Origin of the sequence: Citrobacter sp. wls613 (assembly GCF_005281195.1) — a bacterium.
In the GTDB taxonomy this organism is placed as follows: Bacteria; Pseudomonadota; Gammaproteobacteria; order Enterobacterales; family Enterobacteriaceae; genus Citrobacter; species Citrobacter gillenii.
In genome coordinates this window covers 149,865-172,728 of record NZ_SZXN01000056.1, presented here as the reverse complement: position 1 = coordinate 172,728, position 22,864 = coordinate 149,865, and the positions used below count along the sequence as shown (strand labels likewise).

Sequence of the window (22,864 nt, the reverse complement as noted above, 5' to 3'; positions counted from 1 at the left end):
CTCCTTATACGATGCGAAACGCATCCACCAATACACAGCGACGCAGGCGGACAAACGTGCGCGCACTGGTCACCCCTTCCCCGGTTGGCGTAGTAATGGTCATGGTGGTCCAGCCTTCACCGCCAAGCCCAAGACCGGCAATGCACGGTCCGTTCTTGACGAAAATGCTGGTATCGATGGCGTTAGCCATACGGTTCATGTTATCGATGTTGCGTGAGTGCATCGCCGCCGTATGGTGGCAACCACCTTCAAGCGTGACCGCCAGCGCAATGGCTTCGTCAACGTTAGCCACCCGCACCACCGGCAGCACCGGCATCATCAGTTCAGTTACCGCAAACGGATGTGTGGCTGAGGTTTCGACGAACAACAAGCGGGTTTGCTCCGGGACATTCAGGCCGATCGCCGCGGCGATTTTGGCCGCATCGCGCCCGACCCAGTCACGGCTAACCGTGCCTTTACCGCGTTCATCGACGTTTTTCATCAACACCGGCTGCAATTGCTCAGCCTGAGCTGCGGTGAGCTTGACCGCGTGCTGACCTTCCATCAGACGCATCAGCTCGTCGGCAACGCTATCCACGACGATCAGGACTTTTTCATCGGCGCAGATGATGTTGTTATCAAACGACGCACCTTTAACGATGGACTGCGCGGCGCGCGCCAGATCGGCGGTTTCATCCACCACCACCGGTGGGTTACCCGCACCTGCGGCAATCAGACGTTTGTTGGTGTGCTTACGCGCAGATTCCACCACCGCTTCGCCGCCGGTCACCACCAGCAAGCCGATGCCTGGGTACTTGAACAGACGCTGAGCGGTTTCGATATCCGGATTGGCAACGGTCACCAGCAGGTTTGCCGGACCACCCGCAGCGACTACCGCCTGGTTAAGCAGACCGATCGCACGCTGAGAAACGCCTTTTGCAGCAGGATGCGGCGCAAAGACCACGCTGTTACCCGCCGCAATCAGGCTGATGGCGTTATTAATGACGGTCGCGGCCGGGTTGGTGGACGGCGTTACCGATGCCACCACGCCCCACGGCGCATTTTCAATCAGCGTCAGGCCGTTATCGCCGGTCAGTACCTGTGGAGACAGGCATTCCACGCCCGGCGTGCCGCGTGCCTGCGCCACGTTTTTGGCAAATTTATCTTCAACGCGTCCCATGCCGGTTTCACTGACGGCAAATTCCGCTAATTCTCTGGCGTGTTTTTCGCCTGCTTCACGTAGAGCCGCGATGGCCAACTGGCGCATAGCGACGCTTTTCAGCTCCTGCTGTGCCAGTTTTGCTGCCGCCACTGCGTCATCCAGGGAGGCAAATACGCCCATTTCTTGAACGGCACTGACGGGTTGGCTGCTGTCTTTCATTTTCAGCAGCACCGCTTTCACGACCTGTTCAATATCCTGTTGATTCATGATTTTCTGCCTTATTTATGGAAGATCACCTGACCACCTGCCACCACTTCATCGACAATGCCAATCACGCACAGATCGACAGGCGATGAGTCACTACTGTGCGCCTGGCGGGCAGAGCTTCCACTGACCAGCAGCACCCACTCTCCGGTTCCCGCCCCGATGCTGTCGGTAGCAACAGCACACTGCCCGTCGGGATTTCCCTGAGCATCAATCATTTCCACCATCAGCAACTTGTCGTGCGCGAGCCCCTGATGGCGTACGGTACAAACAATTTGTCCTGTGACGATTGCCAGTTTCATACCCGCCTCCGTGGCATATTTCAGGTAAAACCTCCCCCTACCCTCCGCAGAAGGTAATGTGAAAAGGAGAGAGGGTGACGCCAGCTTTCTCTTAACAATCCAGTGGCGTCACATGGACGACTTACATATCGTTGCTGTCGCCTTTGAAGCTGATCGGGAATACTTCTTCCAGATCGCCATGCGGACGCGGGATAACGTGTACAGAAACCAGTTCGCCAATACGCTGCGCAGCAGCAGCTCCGGCATCCGTAGCTGCTTTGCAAGCGGCCACATCACCACGAACCATGGCAGTACACAGGCCGCCACCGATCTGCTTCACGCCAACCAGTTTCACGCGTGCCGCTTTAACCATTGCGTCAGAAGCCTCAATCAGTGCAACCAGGCCCCGGGTTTCGATCATTCCTAATGCTTCCATTGTGTTTTCCTCTTAGTAGAAGGGGTCCAGAACGGGACCTAAACAACCAGTGTTTGCGAGGCGCTTTCACGACTCATTTCAGTCTGGCGCGGCACAGCTGCCACCAACGCCAGTTCGATAATTTCCTGCACGCTACAGCCGCGAGAGAGGTCGTGAAGCGGTGCGGCAAGTCCCTGAATTAAGGGGCCGACTGCACGATACCCTCCCAGGCGCTGGGCGATTTTATAACCAATATTGCCTGCCTCCAGCGACGGGAAAACCATCACATTGGCATTGCCCTGTAGCGGACTGGCGGGCGCTTTTTGCGCGGCGACATCCGGTACAAAAGCGGCATCAAACTGCAGTTCACCGTCGACGGTAAGCTGCGGCGCGCGTTCACGAACAATGTCCGTCGCCTGCTGCACGTTAGCGACGTTGGGATGACGGGCACTGCCATTACTTGAAAACGACAGCATGGCCACTCGCGGCTCTTCACCGGTAATCGCCTGCCAGGTTTCCGCGCTGGCGATGGCAATATCCGCCAGCTGTGCGGCGGTCGGCTGCGGCACAACGCTACAGTCGGCAAATCCTAATGACGGTCCGAGATACTGCGGCAGCATCAGGAAAATCGACGACAGCGTTTTGCAACCCGGCTGTAAGCCAATGATGCGCAACCCTGCGCGCAGCACGTTTGCCGTTGACGACAAGTTGCCGGCAATACAGACATCGGCTTTACCGGCACTGACCATCGCGGCGGCAAACATCAGCGGATCGTTGAGTTTTTCCCGCGCATCCGGCGGCGTTTTTTCGCCCGCACGGGCCAGCCAGCGCAGGGCAAATTCTTCACGCATTTGCACATTGCTTTGCGGATCGACAACCTGAATACCGTCCATTGCCACGCGGTGACTGAGGGCAAACTGGCGCAATGCAAATGGGCTGGCGACGAGAATAGGGCGAGCCAGACCGTGCTGATGCAGGTAGTTCGCCGCTTTCAGCACTCGGACATCCAGCGCATCCGGGAACACCACCCGAGCAGGTGAACGTTTGGCGAGTTGGCGAGCGCGTTCAATAATCATGACTTCTCCCCTAATCGCTGTTGGATTTGGCTGATGCTCAGTGGATGCTTCGCCACGCTCAAAATCATCATTACGTAAACCGTACTCGAAAGACGGTTTAGCGCCTGCAGGATGTCTGGTCGCAACACATCAAAACCACGGGTGATAAACACCTGCGCCGCCACCGTTTCCGTTTCACGGACTTTGGTGCGCAGCAAATTAAGCAGTGCAGCATCACGACCGTGGCTGGCTTCCGGCACCAGATGGTCGTGGTCCAGGTAGCGCAGCGGTTGATGCGAGAGCCGGTGTAAATCTCCGTCGCTTAAGCCAACAATGGCCTGCGCATCCAGAGGTTCGTCCATGGCGTCGGCGCGCATAATGTTGCCTAAGCGCGAGCGGATATCCGCCAGCCACGGCTGCCACGGTTCGGCCAGCTCAATCTGTAACCACACGGCCAGCGCAATGGTGCTGTCCAGCGCCGCGCGAAATCCCAGGCGCGGGTCACTTTTGGCGACCATTTTGTCCGCTGTCAGATGCGTCAGCGTGTCAGGTTTCTTCGCCACCGGTTGATGACACAGCTCGCAGCTTGCCTGCGGGTGTGCATCGCTGCTGGTTAAACCATGCACCGGCTGCGGTTGCTGCTGCTCGTCGTCGATAAACAGGCTTCCCTGCTCATCGATAAACTTAATGCGCAGTCGACGACTGTCCAGCAACTCCCGGGCAGACGGCGTCAGGCGAGCATCAGCGGGGAGATGAATTTCAGCCCCTTCGCTAAGCGTATGATTCGCTCTGAGCCATGCTTCGGTAATGAAATCCTTCATACATCCGCCTTAGCAGGACTGCCAGTTCGCAGGCCAGGCCACATACAGGAACTTCACCGTCGTCGGCGTACCAAACTCAATGCTGGAACCTTTCGGGATAAACATCACATCCCCGGCCTTCGCAATCATGGTTTCGCCTTCATGACGAACGTGCAGCTCGCCTTCCAGAATCATGTCAATTTCGTCGTAGTTCAGCGTCCATGGGAAAAATGCGTTATCCCACTGCATAAACCCGGCGGCCATGCTGCTCCCGTCCTGGTCAGTAACTAAGTCGGTCAAGCCGACACAGTGCGGCTGGGCGCCATCAAAACGGCCAAACTTGACGCTGCTGCCGTCAATGACTTTGACGCCACCTTTGCCGGTCACCGAGGCAAAGCTGGGCTGCATTCCGCCCTGCTCCAGCGACTGTTTCTCCTTCATCACTTTGTCCATCAGCTGCGCGACCAGGCTTTCGGTAAACTGTCCTTCCGGTAACTGCGCAATGATGGTTTCGCGAATACGCTGGCTTTCCGTTTTGCCGTCATCCGCAGCAGCAGGTGCTGCCGTAGACGTTGATACGACTGCCGGCGCAGATTCATCGCATTCAGTGATAGTGACGCCCAGCAGCGCCGCAACTTCGCGTGCTTCCGGGGTGATGATGCTGGCGCGCAGAACAACCGATACGTCCTGTTCACCGCGTGCGTGGGCCGCACGAATATCGTTAGCTGTGATGAGTTTTTTCACCTGCCCTTTCCTCCTTTTGGCTGAGCTCAGTCAGATAATCCACCAGGTGCTGCACACTGCTTGGGTCATGGCTATTGAGCTCAAAAATCGGCTCCTGAAACCCTATCCCGCGAAGTAATTGTCGCGTTGCGGCGACATTGGCATCCGGCACATCCGTTTTGCTGATAACGGCGATTTGTCGTTTACTGGCGCCGATATCCAACAGCCCGGCAGGTAAGCGACTTTCTAAATCATTTGCCGCGTGTATATAAATCAACGTATCAACATCCTGCAGCGTGGTAATTAAGGCGTGATACCAGCGCGGATGGCTAAAATATTCTCCCGGAGTGTCGATATCGCCGTTTTCATTAAACTCGACAGCCTGTGTTTTTCTGGCGAGGGAATAATTCCCCTGGAGCGCATTAAAGAGCGTGGTTTTTCCCGCCCCCACCGTACCGACAAACGCAATACGTTTCATCGCCGCCTCTGATTAACTTTTTGTCAGGTTGCACAAAGTGAAATTTAATAACCGGCCCAGACCGCTCACCGTCTGGAGCAACGCCTCTTCCACTGCACCTACAGAGCCGTAGATCACCAGCGCGCCGCTGAATCTATCGAGAAAGCCGATATGTACATCCGCCGCTTTCATGGCTAAGTCACCGGCAATCATCGCCGTTTCACCCGGCGTTAAGGTCATGATGCCGATCGCGCCAGACTCGGGAACGCCGATCTTTTTCGCCAACTCTTCGCCGGGGTGCGCTATCAGATGCGCCAGCGTGACCTGTTTCCCCGGCACAAATTCCTGGATGATGCGTTCTTTTTCCATTGCTCACCGCCTCTGCTAAAACTGACCCCATCGTGGCAATTTTTCGTCAGAGTAAATAACAAAATTCGGCAACCAGGTTTAAAAGGTGAGGGAGATCACTAAGAAAGGGAAAATAAAAAGGCGCGGGAGAAACCCGCGCCAGAATTAATTAAAGTGAAATTACAGCGGTTGTGTTTGCGCTTCTACAACCGCCAGCGCCACCATATTCACGATACGACGAACAGAGGCGATCGGCGTTAATACATGAACCGGTTTCGCCACACCCATCAGCACCGGGCCGACCGTTACGCCTTCAGAGCTGGACACGCGTAGTAAGTTGTAACTAATACGCGCCGCTTCCATATTCGGCATCACCAGAATATTGGCGGAGCCTTTCAGCGGACTGTCCGGCATCCGATCGTTACGAATGCTTTCTACCAGCGCGGCATCACCGTGCATCTCACCGTCGATCATCAGTTCTGGCGCACGCGCCTTGATAAGCTCCAGCGCTGCGCGCATTTTGCTGGCCGACGGACAGTTGGAAGAGCCAAAGTTGGAGTGCGACAGCAATGCCACCTTCGGTTCGATACCAAAACGCCGTACGGTTTCGGCCGCCATCACGGCGATTTCCGCCAGCTGATCCGGCGTCGGGTCATCGTTAACGTAGGTATCGGCGATAAAGGTGTTGCCGCTTGGCAGCAACAGCGCGTTCATCGCCCCCGCCGTATGCACACCGTCGCGGTGACCAAATACCGCTTTCACCACGCTGAAATGCTCGTGATAGTCGCCAATCGTGCCGCAGATCATCGCATCCGCTTCACCGCGTTGCACCATGATCGCACCAATCACCGTGGTGTTGGCAATCACCGCACGCTGCGCCTGCTCCTGGGTGATCCCCCGGCGCTTCATGATCTGATAATACTCACTCCAGTACTCTTTGAAGCGCGGATCGGATTCGTTGTTGACGATCTCAAAATCAACACCGGCTTTGATCTGCAGCCCCAGTTTCTGGATGCGCATTTCGATCACGCTCGGACGGCCAATCAGGATCGGCTTCGCCAGACCTAAGGTGATCAATTCCTGGGTCGCATGCAGCACGCGCGCCTCTTCCCCTTCCGTCAGCACCACGCGCTTCGGCGCTTTGCGTGCCAGCGAGAAAATCGGCTTCATGAACAGGTTGGTTTTGTAGACAAACTCACTCAGCTTATCGATGTACGCATCAAAGTCGGCAATCGGGCGCGTTGCCACGCCGGAGTCCATGGCCGCTTTCGCCACCGCCGGTGCAATTTTGACAATCAGACGCGGGTCAAACGGCTTAGGAATGATGTATTCCGGGCCAAAGCTCAGGTCCTGATCGCCATAGGCGGAGGCCACCACTTCGCTCTGCTCAGCATGCGCCAGTTCCGCAATGGCGTGTACCGCCGCCAGCTTCATCTCTTCGTTGATGGCGGTGGCACCCACGTCCAGCGCACCGCGGAAGATGAACGGGAAGCACAGGACGTTGTTGACCTGGTTCGGGTAGTCGGAGCGACCGGTACAAATAATGGCATCGGAACGCACTTCTTTCGCCAGCGGCGGCAGAATTTCCGGTTCCGGGTTGGCCAGCGCCAGAATCATCGGCGCACGCGCCATTTTCTTGACCATCTCCTGGCTCAGCACTTTTGGGCCGGAACAGCCAAGGAAGATGTCAGCCCCGTCAATCACGTCATCCAGTGTACGCTTGCCGTCATCTTCCACCGCGTAGGCTGCTTTGGTTTCAGCCATATTTGGTTCGCGATCTTTGTAAATCACACCTTTGGAGTCGCAGACCACAATGTTGTGCTTCTGCATGCCCAGCGCCACCAGCAGGTTCATACAGGCAATCGCCGCCGCCCCCGCACCGGACACCACCATACGCACATCAGAGATATTCTTCTCCACCACCCGCAGACCGTTGAGGATCGCAGCGGTGCTGATGATAGCCGTGCCGTGCTGGTCGTCATGGAATACCGGAATATTCATACGCTCACGCAGTTTTTGCTCTATGTAGAAGCATTCCGGCGCTTTGATATCTTCGAGGTTGATGCCGCCAAACGTCGGCTCAAGGGCCGCCACCACGTTAATAAATTTATCCGGATCGAGTTCGTCGACTTCAATATCGAACACGTCAATCCCGGCAAATTTCTTAAACAGAACGCCTTTCCCTTCCATCACCGGTTTACCGGCCAGCGCACCAATGTTGCCCAGCCCCAGTACCGCAGTACCGTTGGAAATCACCGCCACCAAGTTGCCGCGCGCGGTGTATTTGTAGGCTGCCAGCGGGTCTTTTTCAATCTCCAGACACGGGGCTGCAACACCGGGTGAATAGGCCAGCGCCAGGTCACGTTGGGTGGCAAGGGGTTTGGTTGGCGAAACCTGAATTTTGCCGGGTACTGGAAACTCGTGGAAATCGAGGGCGCTTTGTCTTAACTGGTCATCCATCTTGTTGTTCCTTTCACGTATCGATCAATAAAGTGGCGCAGGTAACCCTTTTGCAGAGCCGCACATTATCACCTCAGTTAGCGGCGCAAACTTTGAAGGTCGCCAAACTCTCACTACTCAAAGAAAGAATTTGTTATCAATTTATAACAGCCATGTTACCTGCTTAAGCCAGCAATACCATGCCTGTCTGCTATGCTTTTTGCTGACAACGCCTGCAAATTCTCCAAAAGTGTGAATTAACACACGCTCTAACACTTTACTTTTCAAGGAGTATTTCCTATGACCCGTAAAGAGCTTGCCAATGCCATTCGTGCGCTGAGTATGGATGCGGTCCAGAAAGCCAACTCCGGACATCCCGGCGCACCGATGGGCATGGCCGATATTGCCGAAGTGCTGTGGAACGATTTTCTCCGCCATAACCCGAGCGATCCTCACTGGTACGATCGTGACCGGTTTATTTTGTCCAACGGTCACGCCTCAATGCTGCTTTACAGCCTGCTGCATCTTTCCGGTTACGACCTGCCGTTGGACGAGTTAAAGAACTTCCGCCAGCTGCATTCAAAAACGCCCGGGCACCCGGAACTGGGCTACACGCCGGGCGTGGAAACCACCACCGGGCCGTTGGGTCAGGGCCTGGCAAACGCCGTCGGGCTGGCGGTGGCCGAACGAACGCTGGCCGCGCAGTTTAATCAACCGGGCCATGAGATTGTCAGCCATTTCACCTATGTTTTTATGGGCGACGGCTGCCTGATGGAAGGGATTTCCCACGAAGTCTGTTCGCTGGCGGGGACGCTGGGACTGGGCAAGCTGATCGGCTTTTACGACCACAACGGCATCTCTATTGATGGCGAAACCAAGGGCTGGTTTACCGACGATACCGCGAAGCGCTTTGAAGCGTATCACTGGCATGTGGTACACGAGATAGACGGGCACGATCCTGAAGCGGTGAAGAAAGCCATTCTGGAAGCCCAAAGCGTGACCGATAAGCCATCACTCATTATCTGCCGGACGGTAATTGGCTTTGGCTCGCCGAATAAGGCCGGGAAAGAAGAGGCGCACGGCGCGGCACTGGGTGAAGAAGAAGTGGCGTTGACCCGCCAGAAGCTGGGCTGGCATCATCCCGCCTTTCACATCCCCAAAGAGATTTATCGGGCCTGGGACGCGCGGAAAAAAGGCGAAAAAGCCCAGCAGGACTGGAATACGACCTTCTCCGCTTACCAGCAAGCACACCCTGAACTGGCAGCAGAGTTTACCCGCCGGATGCGTGGTGGGCTGCCAAAAGAGTGGGAAAAGAGTACCGAGAAATACATTCGCGAATTGCAGGCTAATCCGGCAAAAATTGCCACCCGTAAGGCATCGCAAAACACCCTCAACGTCTATGGCCCGATGCTGCCCGAACTGCTTGGCGGCTCTGCCGATCTCGCCCCCAGCAACCTGACTATCTGGAAAGGCTCAACCTCGCTGAAAGACGACCCGGCCGGGAATTACATTCACTACGGCGTGCGTGAATTTGGCATGACCGCCATTGCCAACGGCATCGCCCATCATGGCGGTTTTGTCCCGTATACAGCCACCTTCCTGATGTTTGTCGAATACGCCCGTAACGCCGCACGCATGGCAGCATTAATGAAGGCCCGACAGATCATGGTCTATACCCACGACTCGATTGGTCTGGGGGAAGACGGTCCGACTCACCAGGCGGTAGAGCAGCTCGCCAGCCTGCGCCTGACGCCCAACTTCAGCACCTGGCGTCCGTGCGATCAGGTCGAAGCGGCAGTAGGCTGGAAACTGGCCGTTGAGCGCCATAACGGTCCCACGGCGCTGATCCTTTCCAGGCAGAACCTGGCACAGGTTGAACGCACGCCTGAGCAGGTCAAAGAGATTGCCCGCGGCGGTTACGTACTGAAAGACGGCGGCGGGAAGCCGGATATTATCCTGATTGCTACCGGGTCAGAGATGGAGATCACGCTGCTGGCGGCGGAGAAATTGACGGGTGAAGGGCGTAACGTTCGCGTGGTCTCCCTGCCCTCGACGGATATCTTCGACGCCCAGGACGAGGCATTCCGTGAATCGGTCCTGCCAGCAAACGTCAGCGCACGCGTGGCGGTCGAAGCGGGCATTGCCGATTACTGGTACAAATACGTCGGTCTGAAAGGCGCGATTGTCGGCATGACCGGCTATGGGGAATCCGCCCCGGCGGACAAATTATTCCCGTTTTTCGGCTTTACGGTGGAGAACATTGTCGAAAAAGCACATAAGGTGCTTAACGGGTGATCCACAATGTGGGCCAGGCGTCGGGGCCATGCCAGTTATCACAGCTTGGCTCCTGCGCATAACGCACCAGACGAAAACGCTGGCCGTCAAAACGCCAGCGCGTCTGGATACCGCAGTCCGACAACCCTCGGCCCTTGGCGAGCGTAATTAGCTCGCGCGATTTTTCATCGAACGCAGCATTGGTCAACTCCATATCATTGCTTTCTGCATCCGTTTTAAACGGCAGACTCAACCGCACGGAGCGGGAGGTCAGCGGTTTGCTGCGGGACACAATCCATGCCAAATCGATGGTGTTATATGCCCCGGCCTCACAGCCGATCATCAGCAGCGCTTTGTCGTCCGTTAACGCAGACACCCGCACCTCACGACGCATCGGGTCGAGCGAACAACGCAACCCGTTTATCCGCCAGTTCCCGTAATCCAGTAGGTCGTTGCGTTCTTGTTCAGACAGCGGCGTTGGCGTGGGATTCACGATGGCCACACCTTTCAGGGCGGGTGCCGGCGGCACGCTGAGCGGCGGCTCGTCGCCTTTTTGTATCCAGGCGGTTTCACTGCCTACACGTTTTTGCTGTGCGTCAATAAACAACAGCGCGGCTTTCAGTCCTGCCAGCGACAGGGTTTGCCCCCTTTTTGCAGGGTAATAGCCTGCGCGTTTTGCACGGTCTGTAAAAAGGCGCTAATGGTGACAGGATCGTCAGTCATCAGATGCCAGGGCGTTATATTCCAGTGTTCACCGGTCAACGGCAGCGGTGCGCCGTCGAGCAGCAAACGCGGCGCAATATCTGCCTCTTTGGCATCGGGGGAGTCCAGTCCCCCCAGTTCGATGCGCAACACTGCGTCGGTATGCGCCCCGGCGCTGCGGCTTAGGGTCATCACCAGGCCGTGATGTTCACCGGTATTGCGCGCCACGCAAAAATTCTGGTTATTGCAGGTCACCTGCCAGTCGGAAAATGCCTGCTGCGCAGGAGCCGCCCACAAAAAGCGGACCGGCAGCAAACCGAGCAGAAAGATGAAAATAACGCGATAGCGCATGGACGGTACAACCCCGAAGTCAAAACCAACAACCTGAGCCGTATCTTCCTTGCGCGATTGATGAGGCTCAATCAGAATCGTCGGATTGGCCGTTATTTTGTAAAGAAATATAAATCCCGATCATGAGCCCATGAGATGTGACGACTGCAAATAGTTCAGCAATAGCACCGTTTTACCATCTCGGATCTCGCCAGTTTTGATCATCTCCAGCGCCTGCATGAAGGGGAGTTCCAGAACCTCAATATCTTCATCTTCAACGCCGCCACCGGCATTCGCCCGCTGGCTGTCACTGTATTGCGCGATAAAAAAGTGGATTAATTCGGTCACGCCGCCCGGCGACATGTACAACTCAAACAGTTTGCGCACCTCACCCACTTCATAGCCGGTCTCTTCTATCGCCTCTTTGCGAATGCAGGCTTCCGGCTCGTTGTTGTCCAGCAGTCCGGCGCAGGTTTCTATTAGCTGTCCGCTTTCGTTACCGTTGACCCAGGTCGCGACGCGAAACTGGCGGATCAACACCACGGTCTTTTTCTCCGGGTTATACAGCAGGATGGTGGCCCCGTTACCGCGATCGTAAACCTCGCGTTTGTGGCGGATGACCTCGCCGTTGCTACGGGTCAGTTCATAGGTGATATTGCGCAGGATGAAGTAGTTATCGGAAAGGACTTTGTCTTTGATGAGGGTAATTTTTTGCGACATACCGGCTCCACGGAGAGAAGTGAGCAATAATACTACGCCGTGAAACCGGGTTTGTCTTAGAACAATGTAGGCCTGATAAGCGAAGCGCCATCAGACCTATATACTGCACATTGCCGGATGGCAACGCTAACGCGTTTTATCCGGCCTACCCGCTGATTAGTGAGATTTAACTGATTTTATACCCAGCCAGTCGACGATCCCCTGTGCGGCATGACGCCCTTCCGCCATGGCCGTCACCACCAGATCGGCTCCGCGCACCGCATCCCCCCCGGCAAAAATCTTCGGGTTCGTGGTTTGATAACGGTAAGCGCTCTCAACGTCCGCAGCGATCCGCCCCCAGCTATCAACCTTCACGCCGTGCGCCTCCAGCCATGGCATGCCGTGCGGATGAAAACCAAACGCCATGATCACCGCATCTGCAGGCATCACAAATTCACTCCCGGCGATGGGAACCGGACGCTGCCGCCCCTGCGCATCAGGTTCACCGAGTTGGGTGCGTAAGAAACGCACGCCGCTGACGCGCCCTTCAGCATTCAGCACCAGCTCAACCGGCTGGACGTTAAATTCAAAGTTAGCCCCCTCTTCGCGGGCATTTTTGACCTCTTTTTTCGAGCCGGGCATGTTGGCTTCATCCCGACGGTAAGCGCAGGTGACCTGGCTTGCCCCGTGGCGCAGCGCGGTACGCACGCAGTCCATGGCCGTATCGCCGCCGCCGAGGACAACGACGTTAAGTCCGGCGGTGTCAATAAACGGCTCCTCTGGCAGTTCATCCAGTCCCATCACCTGCTTGGTATTGGCAATCAGGAACGGTAGCGCGTCATACACACCGGGGGCGTCTTCATTCGGCAGATCCGCTTTCATCGAACGATAGGTCCCGACGCCCACGAACACCGCATCGTAGTCTTCCAGCAACGCAGCCAGCGTCACGTCCTTGCCGACTTCGCAGTTCAGCTCGAAATGAATACCCATGGCACTGAAGATTTCACGACGGCGCGCCAGCAATGATTTATCCAGTTTGAAGGCCGGAATACCAAACGTCAGTAAGCCGCCAATTTCAGGATGGCGATCGAAGACGGTAGTGCTAACGCCGTTGCGTGCTAACACATCCGCACAAGCCAGCCCCGCCGGACCCGCACCGATAATGGCGACGCGTTTATCGACTTTCTGTACATGACTTAGGTCCGGTCTCCACCCTTTGCTCAACGCGCGGTCGGAGATGTAACGTTCAATATTGCCAATGGTGACCGCACCGTGTTCATCACGTACCGTACAAGCCCCTTCGCAGAGCCGGTCCTGCGGACAGACGCGTCCGGTAATTTCCGGCAGGCAGTTGGTCTGGTGCGAAAGCTCAACCGCTGCGTCAATGTTTCCGGCTTTCACCAGTTCGATCCACTGTGGAATATGGTTGTGCAGCGGGCACGTCCACTCGCAAATACTGTGCTCGCCACACTTCAGGCAGCGGGAGGCTTCCCGTTCAGCCTGCGCCGTGCGGAACGGCAAATAAATCTCATCAAAGCTGGTTTTACGGGCATCAATCGGCAGTTTATCGGGCTCACCGCGCGGGGGCGTGGCCCGCATTTGTTCAACTTTACTGGTGACATGCTGCGTCACTCCGCTGGCAATCGCATGCCAGGGTTGACACTCCTGACTGGCTGCGCGCAGCCTGCGTGCTTTTGAAAGACCGGCAAGTGAGCTTTCAGTCACCTGCTGTAGCGCCTGCGCCGGACAGTTCTCAACGCAGGCCGGTCCTTCTTCCCGCCCCTGACACAAATCGCACTTATGCGCGGTCGCTTTCACCTTTCCTTTCGCCACGGGAGTCAGTACGATCTGCATCGTGCCAAAAGGACAGGCAACAACGCAGGATTTACAGCCAATACACTTTTTCGCGTTCACCTGCACGCTGTCATTGTCATGACTGATTGCGCCATTCGGACAGCTTCTGGCACAGGGCGCGTCTTCACAGTGGCGGCAAGTCACCGCACTGCGCTGGTGTTGATGTTTGATGACGGTAATGCGCGGCTGAAAATGCCGTTGGCTCAGGACATGCCGCTCATCGTTATGCGCCATGACACAGGCGACCTCACAGGCGTGGCATCCCAGGCACTGTTGGCTGTTGACCATAATAAAACGATTCATGGCTTCCTTCTTTTTTGGTTGCAAAAACCTTATTCTTTATATGACTGTTATTAACCGACCCTGAAGTGAGCGGCAATGTCCATTTGCCCAGAAAGTACAACTATTTATCCAGAACCTGTGGCAGATCAATTTATTTCATCGCATATGAAATTGTGTTTCAGTTACCATCCTGTTTCATGGCGATTTTATTAACATTTAACAAATACACTGAGTCGTTCGGGCTGCAACCAGGCGCGAGGCGCATTGTGTGAGGATGTGCGAGTGACGGTAAAGCGTCCTGTCTCGGCCAGTTTAGCCAAGGCTTTTTTCTACATCGTGCTGCTGTCAATTCTCTCTACGGGCATTGCGCTGCTTACGCTCACCAGCAGTTTGCGCGACGCGGAGGCAATTAATATTGCCGGTTCCCTGCGTATGCAAAGTTATCGGCTGGGGTATGATCTGCAAAGCCAAAGCCCACAACTCAACGCCCACCGCCAGCTTTTCCAGCAGGCGTTAAACGCGCCGGCATTACAAAATCTGAACGCCTGGTATGTTCCAGAGGCAGTAAAAAGTCGCTATGGACGTCTGCATGCGAACTGGCTGGAAATGAACACCCGACTGATAAGCGGCGATTTGCCCTGGTATCAGGCCAATATCAACAACTATGTCAATCAAATCGACCTCTTCGTGCTGGCGTTGCAGCATTATGCTGAGCGCAAAGTGATGCTGGTGTTTGGCATATCGCTGGCGGGCGGGATCGGCATATTCACCCTGGTGTTCTTTACTTTGCGGCGTATTCGCCAGCAGGTAGTACGTCCACTCAATAACCTGGTGATGGCCAGCCAGCAGATTGAACACGGTCAGTTTGATATCCCCCAACTGGATACCGGCTTGCCCAACGAACTGGGGCTGCTGGCGAAGACGTTTAGCCAGATGTCGAGTGAACTGCATAAACTGTACCGCTCGCTGGAAGCCTCCGTGGCGGAGAAAACACATGACCTTCACGAAGCCAATCGCCGCCTGGAAGTGCTGTATCAGTGCTCTCAGGCGCTGAATACCAGCCAAATTGACGTGCACTGCTTCCGCCATATTTTACAGATCGTTCGCGAGCACGACGCTGCATATTTCCTGGAACTCACCGTCGGTGATAACTGGCGGATCAGCGAAGGGACTAAAAGCCCCGACCTGCCGATGCAGATCCTGCCGGTCACCATGCAGGAGACCGTCTATGGAGAACTACACTGGCAAAGCCCTAACGTGAGTGCGTCCACACCGCTGCTTAATAGCGTGTCAACCATGCTGGGACGCGGGCTGTACTTCAATCAGGCGCAAAAACATTTTCAGCAGCTGTTGTTAATGGAAGAGCGAGCGACCATCGCGCGTGAACTCCACGACTCGCTGGCGCAGGTACTGTCTTATTTGCGCATTCAGTTAACGCTACTGAAGCGTTCGATTCCGGAAGATAATGCCCCGGCGCAGGGCATCATGGCCGATTTCTCCCAGGCGTTGAATGATGCGTATCGCCAGTTGCGCGAGCTGCTCACCACCTTCCGCCTGACCTTACAGCAGGCCGATCTGCCTTCTGCCCTGCACGAAATGCTGGAAACGCTGCAAAACCAAACTTCGGCTAAACTGACGCTCGATTGCCGGTTACCGACGCTGGCACTGGATGCGCAAATGCAGGTGCACCTGTTGCAGATCGTTCGTGAAGCAGTGTTGAACGCCATTAAACACGCCAGTGCGAGCGAAATTGCCGTCAGCTGCGTGACCGCGCCGGATGGGAATCATACCGTGTATATCCGCGATAACGGCGTCGGTATCGGTGACCCGCAAGAACCCGCGGGACACTATGGTTTGAATATTATGCGTGAGCGAGCAGAAAGACTCAGCGGTACACTGACCTTCTCGCAACCCTCCGGGGGCGGAACGCTGGTCAGCATTAGTTTTCGATCGGCAGAGACAGAAAGTCAGCTAACGTAAAGAACAGCAATGCACCGTCTGGTCTGCACCCAGTCCAGACGGCGTTGGCACGAAAGGTACGCTGTAAACGCGTATGATAATTTACATTATCTTCTTTTTTTCTCCACGTTTGGCTCGTACCTTGCCGCTACAGTGAAGCAGGTCATACCCACAAATATACGCAGAAACACGAGGTCCCCTTTTAATGGCGAATTTTTTTATCGATCGCCCCATTTTTGCCTGGGTGTTAGCTATCCTGTTGTGTCTCACAGGAACCCTGGCTATTTTTTCGCTGCCCGTTGAGCAATATCCCGATCTGGCGCCGCCGAACGTGCGCGTCACCGCGAACTATCCAGGCGCGTCGGCACAAACGCTGGAAAACACCGTGACCCAGGTTATCGAACAGAACATGACCGGTCTCGATAACCTGATGTATATGTCGTCGCAAAGCAGCGGGACCGGCCAGGCGTCGGTGACGCTTAGTTTTGTGGCAGGGACCGATCCTGACGAAGCCGTACAGCAGGTACAAAACCAACTGCAGTCGGCGATGCGTAAGCTGCCGCAGGCGGTACAGGATCAGGGGGTGACGGTACGTAAAACCGGGGATACCAATATCCTGACTATCGCCTTTGTCTCCACCGACGGCTCAATGGACAAGCAGGATATTGCCGACTACGTGGCGAGTAATATTCAGGACCCGCTCAGCCGTATTAACGGCGTGGGGGATATTGACGCCTACGGCTCTCAATACTCCATGCGTATCTGGCTCGACCCGGCCAAGCTGAACAGCTTCCAGATGACCGCCAAAGACGTCACCGACGCTATCGAGTCGCAAAATGCGCAAATTGCAGTCGGCCAACTTGGCGGTACGCCTTCGGTGGACAAACAGGCGCTGAATGCGACGATCAATGCTCAGTCATTGCTACAAACGCCGGACGATTTCCGCGCGATTACGCTGCGCGTGAACCAGGACGGTTCCGACGTCAAACTGGGCGACGTCGCCACAGTCGAAATGGGCGCAGAGAAATACGATTACCTCAGCCGCTTTAACGGCAATCCGGCCTCCGGCCTGGGGGTTAAATTAGCCTCTGGCGCCAATGAAATGGCGACAGCGAATCTGGTTATCAATCGCCTGAATGAGCTGTCGCAATATTTCCCGCACGGACTGGAATACAAGGTGGCGTATGAAACCACCTCCTTCGTCAAAGCATCGATTATCGACGTGGTAAAAACGCTGCTGGAAGCCATCGCGCTGGTCTTCCTCGTCATGTATCTGTTCCTGCAAAACTTCCGTGCGACGCTTATCCCAACCATCGCCGTCCCGGTGGTGTTAATGGGCACCTTCTCCGTGCTCTACGCCTTTGGCTACAGCGTCAACACGCTAACGATGTTTGCGATGGTGCTGGCCATCGGCTTGCTGGTCGATGACGCCATTGTGGTGGTGGAGAACGTCGAGCGCATCATGAGCGAGGAAGGCCTCTCGCCGCGTGAAGCCACGCGGAAATCGATGGGGCAGATCCAGGGTGCGCTGGTGGGTATCGCCATGGTGCTGTCCGCGGTATTTATCCCGATGGCCTTCTTCGGTGGCACCACCGGGGCGATTTACCGCCAATTCTCGATAACCATCGTCTCGGCAATGGTGCTGTCGGTGCTGGTGGCGATGATCCTGACCCCGGCCCTGTGCGCCACATTGCTCAAGCCGCTGCACAAGGGCGAACATCACGGTCAGACCGGGTTCTTCGGCTGGTTTAACCGCATGTTTAACCGCAATGCTGAACGCTATGAAAAAGGCGTTGCCCGAATTTTACATCGCAGCCTGCGCTGGATCCTGATCTACGGCTTGCTGCTCGGCGGCATGGTATTCCTGTTCCTGCGCCTGCCAACCTCGTTCCTGCCGCTGGAAGACCGCGGCATGTTTACCACCTCGGTGCAGCTGCCCAGCGGTTCCACGCAGCAGCAGACGTTAAAAGTGGTGGAAGAAGTCGAGAAGTATTATTTCACTCATGAAAAAGACAACATCATGTCGGTCTTCTCAACCGTCGGCTCTGGCCCTGGTGGGAACGGGCAGAACGTAGCGCGCATGTTTGTCCGCTTAAAAGACTGGGACGATCGTGACGCCACCACCGGCACCTCATTTGCCATTATCGAACGCGCCACCAAAGCGTTTAACCAGATTAAAGAGGCGCGCGTATTTGCCAGCAGCCCTCCGGCCATCAGCGGCCTGGGTAGCTCTGCCGGTTTTGATATGGAGTTGCAGGATCACGCCGGTGCGGGTCATGACGCATTAATGGCCGCACGGGACAAATTGATAGAACTTGCCGGGAAGGACACCTCTCTCACCCGCGTACGTCATAATGGCCTCGACGACAGCCCGCAGCTGCAAATTGATATCGATCAGCGCAAAGCACAGGCGTTGGGGGTTTCTATCGATGATATTAACGACACGCTGCAAACGGCCTGGGGCTCCAGTTACGTCAATGACTTTATGGACCGCGGCCGTGTGAAAAAAGTCTACGTGCAGGCGGCGGCGGAATATCGCATGCTCCCTGACGACATCAACCTGTGGTACGTGCGCAACAATAGCGGTGGTATGGTGCCGTTCTCGGCGTTTGCCACCTCGCGCTGGGAAACCGGTTCACCGCGTCTGGAACGCTACAACGGCTACTCTGCCGTCGAGATCGTCGGCGAAGCCGCGCCCGGCGTCAGTACCGGGACGGCAATGGACGTGATGGAATCGCTGGTGCATCAGCTTCCGACCGGATTTGGCCTCGAATGGACGGCGATGTCTTATCAGGAACGGCTCTCGGGCTCTCAGGCCCCTGCCCTGTACGCTATTTCGCTGCTGGTGGTGTTCCTGTGTCTGGCGGCACTGTACGAAAGCTGGTCGGTACCGTTCTCCGTCATGCTGGTAGTGCCGTTGGGGGTGATTGGCGCGCTGCTGGCGACCTGGATGCGCGGTCTGGAAAACGACGTTTATTTCCAGGTCGGGCTATTAACGGTTATCGGGCTGTCGGCGAAAAACGCGATATTAATTGTTGAGTTCGCCAATGAAATGAATGAAAAAGGACACGATTTGCTCGACGCCACACTGCACGCCTGTCGTCAGCGTTTACGTCCAATTTTAATGACCTCACTGGCGTTTATCTTCGGGGTGCTGCCGATGACCATCAGCAGCGGCGCAGGCTCCGGCGGTCAGCATGCGGTAGGGACCGGCGTGATGGGCGGGATGATATCCGCCACTATTTTGGCCATTTACTTCGTGCCGCTGTTTTTTGTGCTGGTACGCAGGCGCTTCCCGTTGAAGCCACGCCCGGAATAATCAGGGCACAAAAAAGGCGACTTATTATGAGTCGCCTTTTTTTATCCCTTGCGGGATCAGGATGTCTGCCAGAAATTTATTTACGAAGCATGACTTCGATAAAATCTTTCCAGTTCCCCAGTTCACGTTCAATCATAACAACCTCTCTTATTATTATGGGCATTCTACGAAATCATCATCATTAAAAGAAGACAATTTAACCAATGGTTGTGATTGCATCCTCCCGTGTGTGGGGTGTATGTCATCACTATGCGCTATACCCATAAATTTTATGTGACTTACGGCAATATTTTGAAATATTCATACATAATCTACGACTTTGATAATTCTGATGGAAAAACAGTCAGATGCAAAGCAGTAAATTCTGAATTTTACGCCATCCCTGATTCTGGAACTTTCAGGAATCATTATTCACTGTTGTTCAACAATGTTATATTTTTCTATAACGATTGAGTGACACTATGTATTATCTGCAATAACACAGATTAAGAATAAATATTCAAATTACGTCAATAAGGATTCAAATGGTCACCCTTTACGGCATTAAAAACTGCGATACGATTAAAAAAGCCCGACGCTGGCTGGAGGAACGCGGTATTGAGTACCGCTTCCATGATTATCGCGTTGACGGTCTGGACCACGCACTCATGCAGTCTTTTATCAACGAGTTAGGTTGGGAGGCGCTGCTCAATACGCGCGGAACCACCTGGCGCAAACTGGATGAAACCACGCGGAGCCACATCACCACTGCGGACGCCGCCGCCGCGTTGATGATTGAAATGCCTGCAATGATCAAACGCCCATTGCTCTGCGCACCGGGTAAGCCTATGCTGCTGGGTTTTAGTGAATCCAGTTATATGCAGTTTTTTAATGATTGTAATGAGGTGTAGTCTATGTCGTGCCCAGTTATTGAGCTGACACAGCAGCTTATTCGCCGTCCTTCCCTAAGCCCGGATGATGCCGGGTGCCAGGCGTTAATGATTGAGCGCCTGCGCGCGGTAGGTTTTACCGTTGAGCGAATGGATTTTGGTGACACACAGAATTTTTGGGCATGGCGCGGACACGGTGAGACGCTGGCGTTTGCCGGTCACACCGACGTCGTGCCTGCCGGTGATGTTGATCGTTGGATCAATCCGCCATTTGAGCCGACAATCCGCGACGGCCTGCTGTTCGGACGCGGCGCTGCGGATATGAAAGGATCGCTGGCGGCAATGGTTGTCGCGGCAGAGCGTTTCGTCGCTCAGCACCCTAACCATAAAGGCCGTCTGGCATTTTTAATCACCTCTGATGAAGAAGCCAGCGCGAAAAATGGCACCGTGAAGGTGGTTGAAGCGCTGATGGCCCGCAACGAACGACTGGACTATTGCCTGGTCGGCGAGCCATCCAGTACCGAAATCGTCGGTGATGTGGTCAAGAACGGGCGTCGGGGTTCACTGACCTGCAACCTGACGATTCACGGGGTTCAGGGACACGTGGCCTATCCGCATCTGGCTGATAACCCTGTGCACCGCGCTGCGCCAATGCTGAATGAACTGGTAGGCATTGAATGGGATCAGGGTAATGAATTTTTCCCCGCGACCAGCATGCAGATTGCCAATATTCAGGCAGGAACCGGCAGCAATAACGTCATCCCCGGCGAGCTTTTTGTTCAGTTCAACTTCCGGTTCAGCACCGAACTCAACGATGAGATGATCAAATCGCGGGTGCTGGCGTTGCTGGATAAGCATCAGCTGCGTTATACCGTCGACTGGTGGCTTTCCGGTCAGCCGTTCCTGACGGATCGCGGTAAACTGGTGGATGCAGTGGTCAACGCCATTGAGCACTATAATGAAATTAAACCGCAGTTACTGACTACAGGCGGGACATCCGACGGGCGCTTTATTGCCCGCATGGGGGCGCAGGTAGTAGAACTTGGGCCGGTCAATGCCACCATTCATAAAATTAATGAATGTGTTAATGCCGCCGACCTGCAGCTGCTTGCCCGTATGTATCAACGTATCATGGAGCAGCTCGTCGCCTGATGAGCGTTCCTGCAAGAGGAAATGAGCATGGACTTGCTGGCAAAGTATTGGTGGATTTTAGTACTGGTTTTTCTGGTAGGCGTACTGCTGAACGTAATCAAAGATCTCAAGCGCGTTGACCATAAAAAATTTCTCGCCAATAAACCGGAGCTTCCCCCGCATCGTGACTTTAACGATAAATGGGATGATGACGATGACTGGCCGAACAAGGATCAGCCGAAGAAATAACCGCAGTCCCATAGGCCCGGTAAGCGTTAGCGCCACCGGGCATTAAGTGCAGGATGGCGGCCTCGCCTTATCCGGCCTACGGGCTAGATCATCTCAATCACATCATCATCGTGGGGCTTACCGCCACTCAGTGCTTCATCGAAGTAGTGCTTCGGTACGGTAAAGCGCAAATGATCGAGTGCATATTGCATGCTGCGATCGTCAATGGCATGGCCGAGATCTTCGACGATATCCAGCGTCACATCCCCTCCGGCACGAATTAATGCTTCCTGCGCGGCAACGGCGTGAGACAGTTCGATCACCCGGTCTTCCCCGCCGTGAATCAAATGCACCGTTGTGGCGGTCGTCGCCACCTCCGGCACGCTGGCGTAGCGGCCATTGAAGGCGATGACCCGCGATGCCAGCCCCGGTTCGGCCTTGATGCTCTCAAGCGACATAATCGCCCCCTGCGAAAAACCAATCAGCGCGGTTGCCTGAGGGGAAACGCCGCTCTGTTGCTGCCAGTAGCGTACGATGTCGATAAACACCGGCATGATGGCATCAACCCGCTCCTGACGGTTCTGTTCCGTCACGCCCTGCACTGAAAACCACTGCCGGCCGCCGGTGGAACCGTAAGGCTGTGCCCCACCGATACTGACAATCAGCGCATCGGGGAACAGCGGTGCAAACCAGGAACCAATTTCGCCCATGGCAACCGGGTTATCGCCGACACCATGAAACAGCAGCAACAGCTGTTGCGCAGGTTTATCGGGACTTTGAACAACAAAATGGTCATGTTTCATGGCGATCTCCTTAACTGATAAGAGTAATTCTACGCCGCTTAATCGCAATGACCATGCCAGGAAATTGAAGAAGTCAGTGAAAAAATTGCCATTGCATAATGCGATTCTGTAGCTGTTGCGTCCGGGCCGCATCGATCTGGGCCAACGCCTGCGCCGCTTCAGCCCGCTGAACCAACAACAGCGCTTTACGCCCGGGCACCTTCAGTCGTAGGCACAGTTCAGCGTCGCCGCATCTCTCGTCGACACGTCCGCGCAATGCCGGAAGAGGTAGCTCGCTGCCCTGGAGCAGGCGACTCAGACAGCCTAACGACGTGAGCAGCGGCCGATGCGCAAAAGCAAATCCAGCCAACGCCTGCCAGTCATCTTCATTAAGCGTAGTCTCTTTCAGCGGCACGACCGGGATCGCCTCATCGTTCCACTGTGCCAGAACGTCAGCATCCCGACGCAGGCGCAGGTGTTCGGTTGCGGCCAGGCGTTTTCCCGCCTCGCTT

20 protein-coding genes and 1 pseudogene are annotated in these 22,864 nt (G+C 55.2%); 6 read left to right on the top strand and 15 right to left on the bottom strand.

What is annotated here, in order from left to right; all coding sequences use genetic code 11:
* Positions 1-4: 4 nt before the first annotated feature.
* From FDX01_RS10905 to maeB, 9 genes are all read right to left on the bottom strand, one after another.
* Positions 5-1,408: an aldehyde dehydrogenase family protein gene (locus FDX01_RS10905; RefSeq protein ID WP_137399767.1), complete on the bottom strand. Its 1,404-nt coding sequence runs from the start codon at positions 1,406-1,408 to the stop codon at positions 5-7.
* Between the two features lie 11 nt (positions 1,409-1,419).
* Positions 1,420-1,707 (bottom strand): ethanolamine utilization microcompartment protein EutN, encoded by a 288-nt coding sequence (gene eutN / locus FDX01_RS10900; RefSeq protein WP_096756227.1) that lies wholly within the window; start codon positions 1,705-1,707, stop codon positions 1,420-1,422.
* A 121-nt stretch (positions 1,708-1,828) separates the two neighbouring features.
* A complete protein-coding gene (eutM, locus tag FDX01_RS10895) occupies positions 1,829-2,122 on the bottom strand; it encodes an ethanolamine utilization microcompartment protein EutM (RefSeq protein ID WP_005121908.1) in 294 nt (97 codons plus the stop codon).
* A gap of 38 nt (positions 2,123-2,160) precedes the next feature.
* Positions 2,161-3,177, bottom strand: coding sequence for a phosphate acetyltransferase (gene pta / locus FDX01_RS10890; protein WP_096756226.1), 1,017 nt, complete (start codon positions 3,175-3,177; stop codon positions 2,161-2,163).
* A complete protein-coding gene (eutT, locus tag FDX01_RS10885) occupies positions 3,174-3,977 on the bottom strand; it encodes an ethanolamine utilization cob(I)yrinic acid a,c-diamide adenosyltransferase EutT (RefSeq protein ID WP_115257815.1) in 804 nt (267 codons plus the stop codon). The genes pta and eutT overlap by 4 nt, the downstream gene beginning before the upstream one ends.
* Positions 3,978-3,986: 9 nt before the next feature.
* Positions 3,987-4,700, bottom strand: coding sequence for an ethanolamine utilization acetate kinase EutQ (eutQ, locus tag FDX01_RS10880; protein ID WP_115257814.1), 714 nt, complete (start codon positions 4,698-4,700; stop codon positions 3,987-3,989).
* Complete coding sequence (gene eutP, locus FDX01_RS10875) at positions 4,678-5,157, bottom strand: ethanolamine utilization acetate kinase EutP (protein WP_096756223.1); 480 nt, start codon at positions 5,155-5,157, stop codon at positions 4,678-4,680. The genes eutQ and eutP overlap by 23 nt, the downstream gene beginning before the upstream one ends.
* 12 nt (positions 5,158-5,169) lie before the next feature.
* The gene (eutS, locus tag FDX01_RS10870; protein WP_096756222.1) at positions 5,170-5,505 is read right to left on the bottom strand and encodes an ethanolamine utilization microcompartment protein EutS; all 336 of its coding nucleotides are present in this window, start codon (positions 5,503-5,505) and stop codon (positions 5,170-5,172) included.
* A 159-nt stretch (positions 5,506-5,664) separates the two neighbouring features.
* Complete coding sequence (maeB, locus tag FDX01_RS10865; protein ID WP_096756215.1) at positions 5,665-7,944, bottom strand: NADP-dependent oxaloacetate-decarboxylating malate dehydrogenase; 2,280 nt, start codon at positions 7,942-7,944, stop codon at positions 5,665-5,667.
* A 279-nt stretch (positions 7,945-8,223) separates the two neighbouring features.
* Between maeB and tkt the strand changes: the two genes are divergently transcribed.
* Positions 8,224-10,218 (top strand): transketolase, encoded by a 1,995-nt coding sequence (tkt, locus tag FDX01_RS10860; RefSeq protein ID WP_137399766.1) that lies wholly within the window; start codon positions 8,224-8,226, stop codon positions 10,216-10,218.
* Here the strand turns inward: tkt and FDX01_RS10855 are convergent.
* The 3 genes and pseudogenes from FDX01_RS10855 to aegA form a co-directional block, all read right to left on the bottom strand.
* A pseudogene (locus tag FDX01_RS10855) lies at positions 10,208-11,250 on the bottom strand (DUF1176 domain-containing protein). The gene tkt and the pseudogene FDX01_RS10855 sit on opposite strands and share 11 nt — an antisense overlap.
* Before the next feature lie 120 nt (positions 11,251-11,370).
* The gene (nudK, locus tag FDX01_RS10850) at positions 11,371-11,949 is read right to left on the bottom strand and encodes a GDP-mannose pyrophosphatase NudK (protein ID WP_115257810.1); all 579 of its coding nucleotides are present in this window, start codon (positions 11,947-11,949) and stop codon (positions 11,371-11,373) included.
* A gap of 156 nt (positions 11,950-12,105) precedes the next feature.
* Complete coding sequence (aegA, locus tag FDX01_RS10845) at positions 12,106-14,085, bottom strand: formate-dependent uric acid utilization protein AegA (protein WP_137399765.1); 1,980 nt, start codon at positions 14,083-14,085, stop codon at positions 12,106-12,108.
* Between the two features lie 261 nt (positions 14,086-14,346).
* On the opposite strand from aegA, the gene narQ reads away from it, so the two are divergent.
* Together narQ and acrD are read left to right on the top strand one after the other, a co-directional pair.
* Positions 14,347-16,044 (top strand): nitrate/nitrite two-component system sensor histidine kinase NarQ, encoded by a 1,698-nt coding sequence (narQ, locus tag FDX01_RS10840; RefSeq protein WP_115257808.1) that lies wholly within the window; start codon positions 14,347-14,349, stop codon positions 16,042-16,044.
* A gap of 184 nt (positions 16,045-16,228) precedes the next feature.
* On the top strand, positions 16,229-19,342 hold the full coding sequence (gene acrD / locus FDX01_RS10835) for a multidrug efflux RND transporter permease AcrD (RefSeq protein WP_137399764.1): 3,114 nt from the start codon (positions 16,229-16,231) through the stop codon (positions 19,340-19,342).
* Between the two features lie 76 nt (positions 19,343-19,418).
* On the opposite strand, the gene ypfM is transcribed toward acrD, so the two are convergent.
* Positions 19,419-19,478, bottom strand: coding sequence for a protein YpfM (ypfM, locus tag FDX01_RS10830; RefSeq protein WP_001386977.1), 60 nt, complete (start codon positions 19,476-19,478; stop codon positions 19,419-19,421).
* A 388-nt stretch (positions 19,479-19,866) separates the two neighbouring features.
* On the opposite strand from ypfM, the gene FDX01_RS10825 reads away from it, so the two are divergent.
* The 3 genes from FDX01_RS10825 to FDX01_RS10815 are packed head-to-tail and all read left to right on the top strand — an operon-like array spanning position 19,867 to position 21,591.
* Positions 19,867-20,232, top strand: coding sequence for an ArsC family reductase (locus FDX01_RS10825; protein ID WP_137399763.1), 366 nt, complete (start codon positions 19,867-19,869; stop codon positions 20,230-20,232).
* A 3-nt stretch (positions 20,233-20,235) separates the two neighbouring features.
* Positions 20,236-21,363 carry a succinyl-diaminopimelate desuccinylase gene (gene dapE, locus FDX01_RS10820; protein ID WP_096756207.1) on the top strand — a complete coding sequence of 376 codons (1,128 nt, stop codon included), beginning with the start codon at positions 20,236-20,238 and terminating at the stop codon, positions 21,361-21,363.
* A 27-nt stretch (positions 21,364-21,390) separates the two neighbouring features.
* Positions 21,391-21,591 (top strand): hypothetical protein, encoded by a 201-nt coding sequence (locus tag FDX01_RS10815; protein ID WP_096756206.1) that lies wholly within the window; start codon positions 21,391-21,393, stop codon positions 21,589-21,591.
* 83 nt (positions 21,592-21,674) lie between these two features.
* On the opposite strand, the gene ypfH is transcribed toward FDX01_RS10815, so the two are convergent.
* Positions 21,675-22,373, bottom strand: coding sequence for an esterase (gene ypfH, locus FDX01_RS10810; RefSeq protein ID WP_096756205.1), 699 nt, complete (start codon positions 22,371-22,373; stop codon positions 21,675-21,677).
* Between the two features lie 73 nt (positions 22,374-22,446).
* Positions 22,447-22,864, bottom strand: a 418-nt coding sequence (locus tag FDX01_RS23745) for a tRNA-binding protein (RefSeq protein ID WP_283205040.1), incomplete at its 5' end; no start/stop codon positions are given.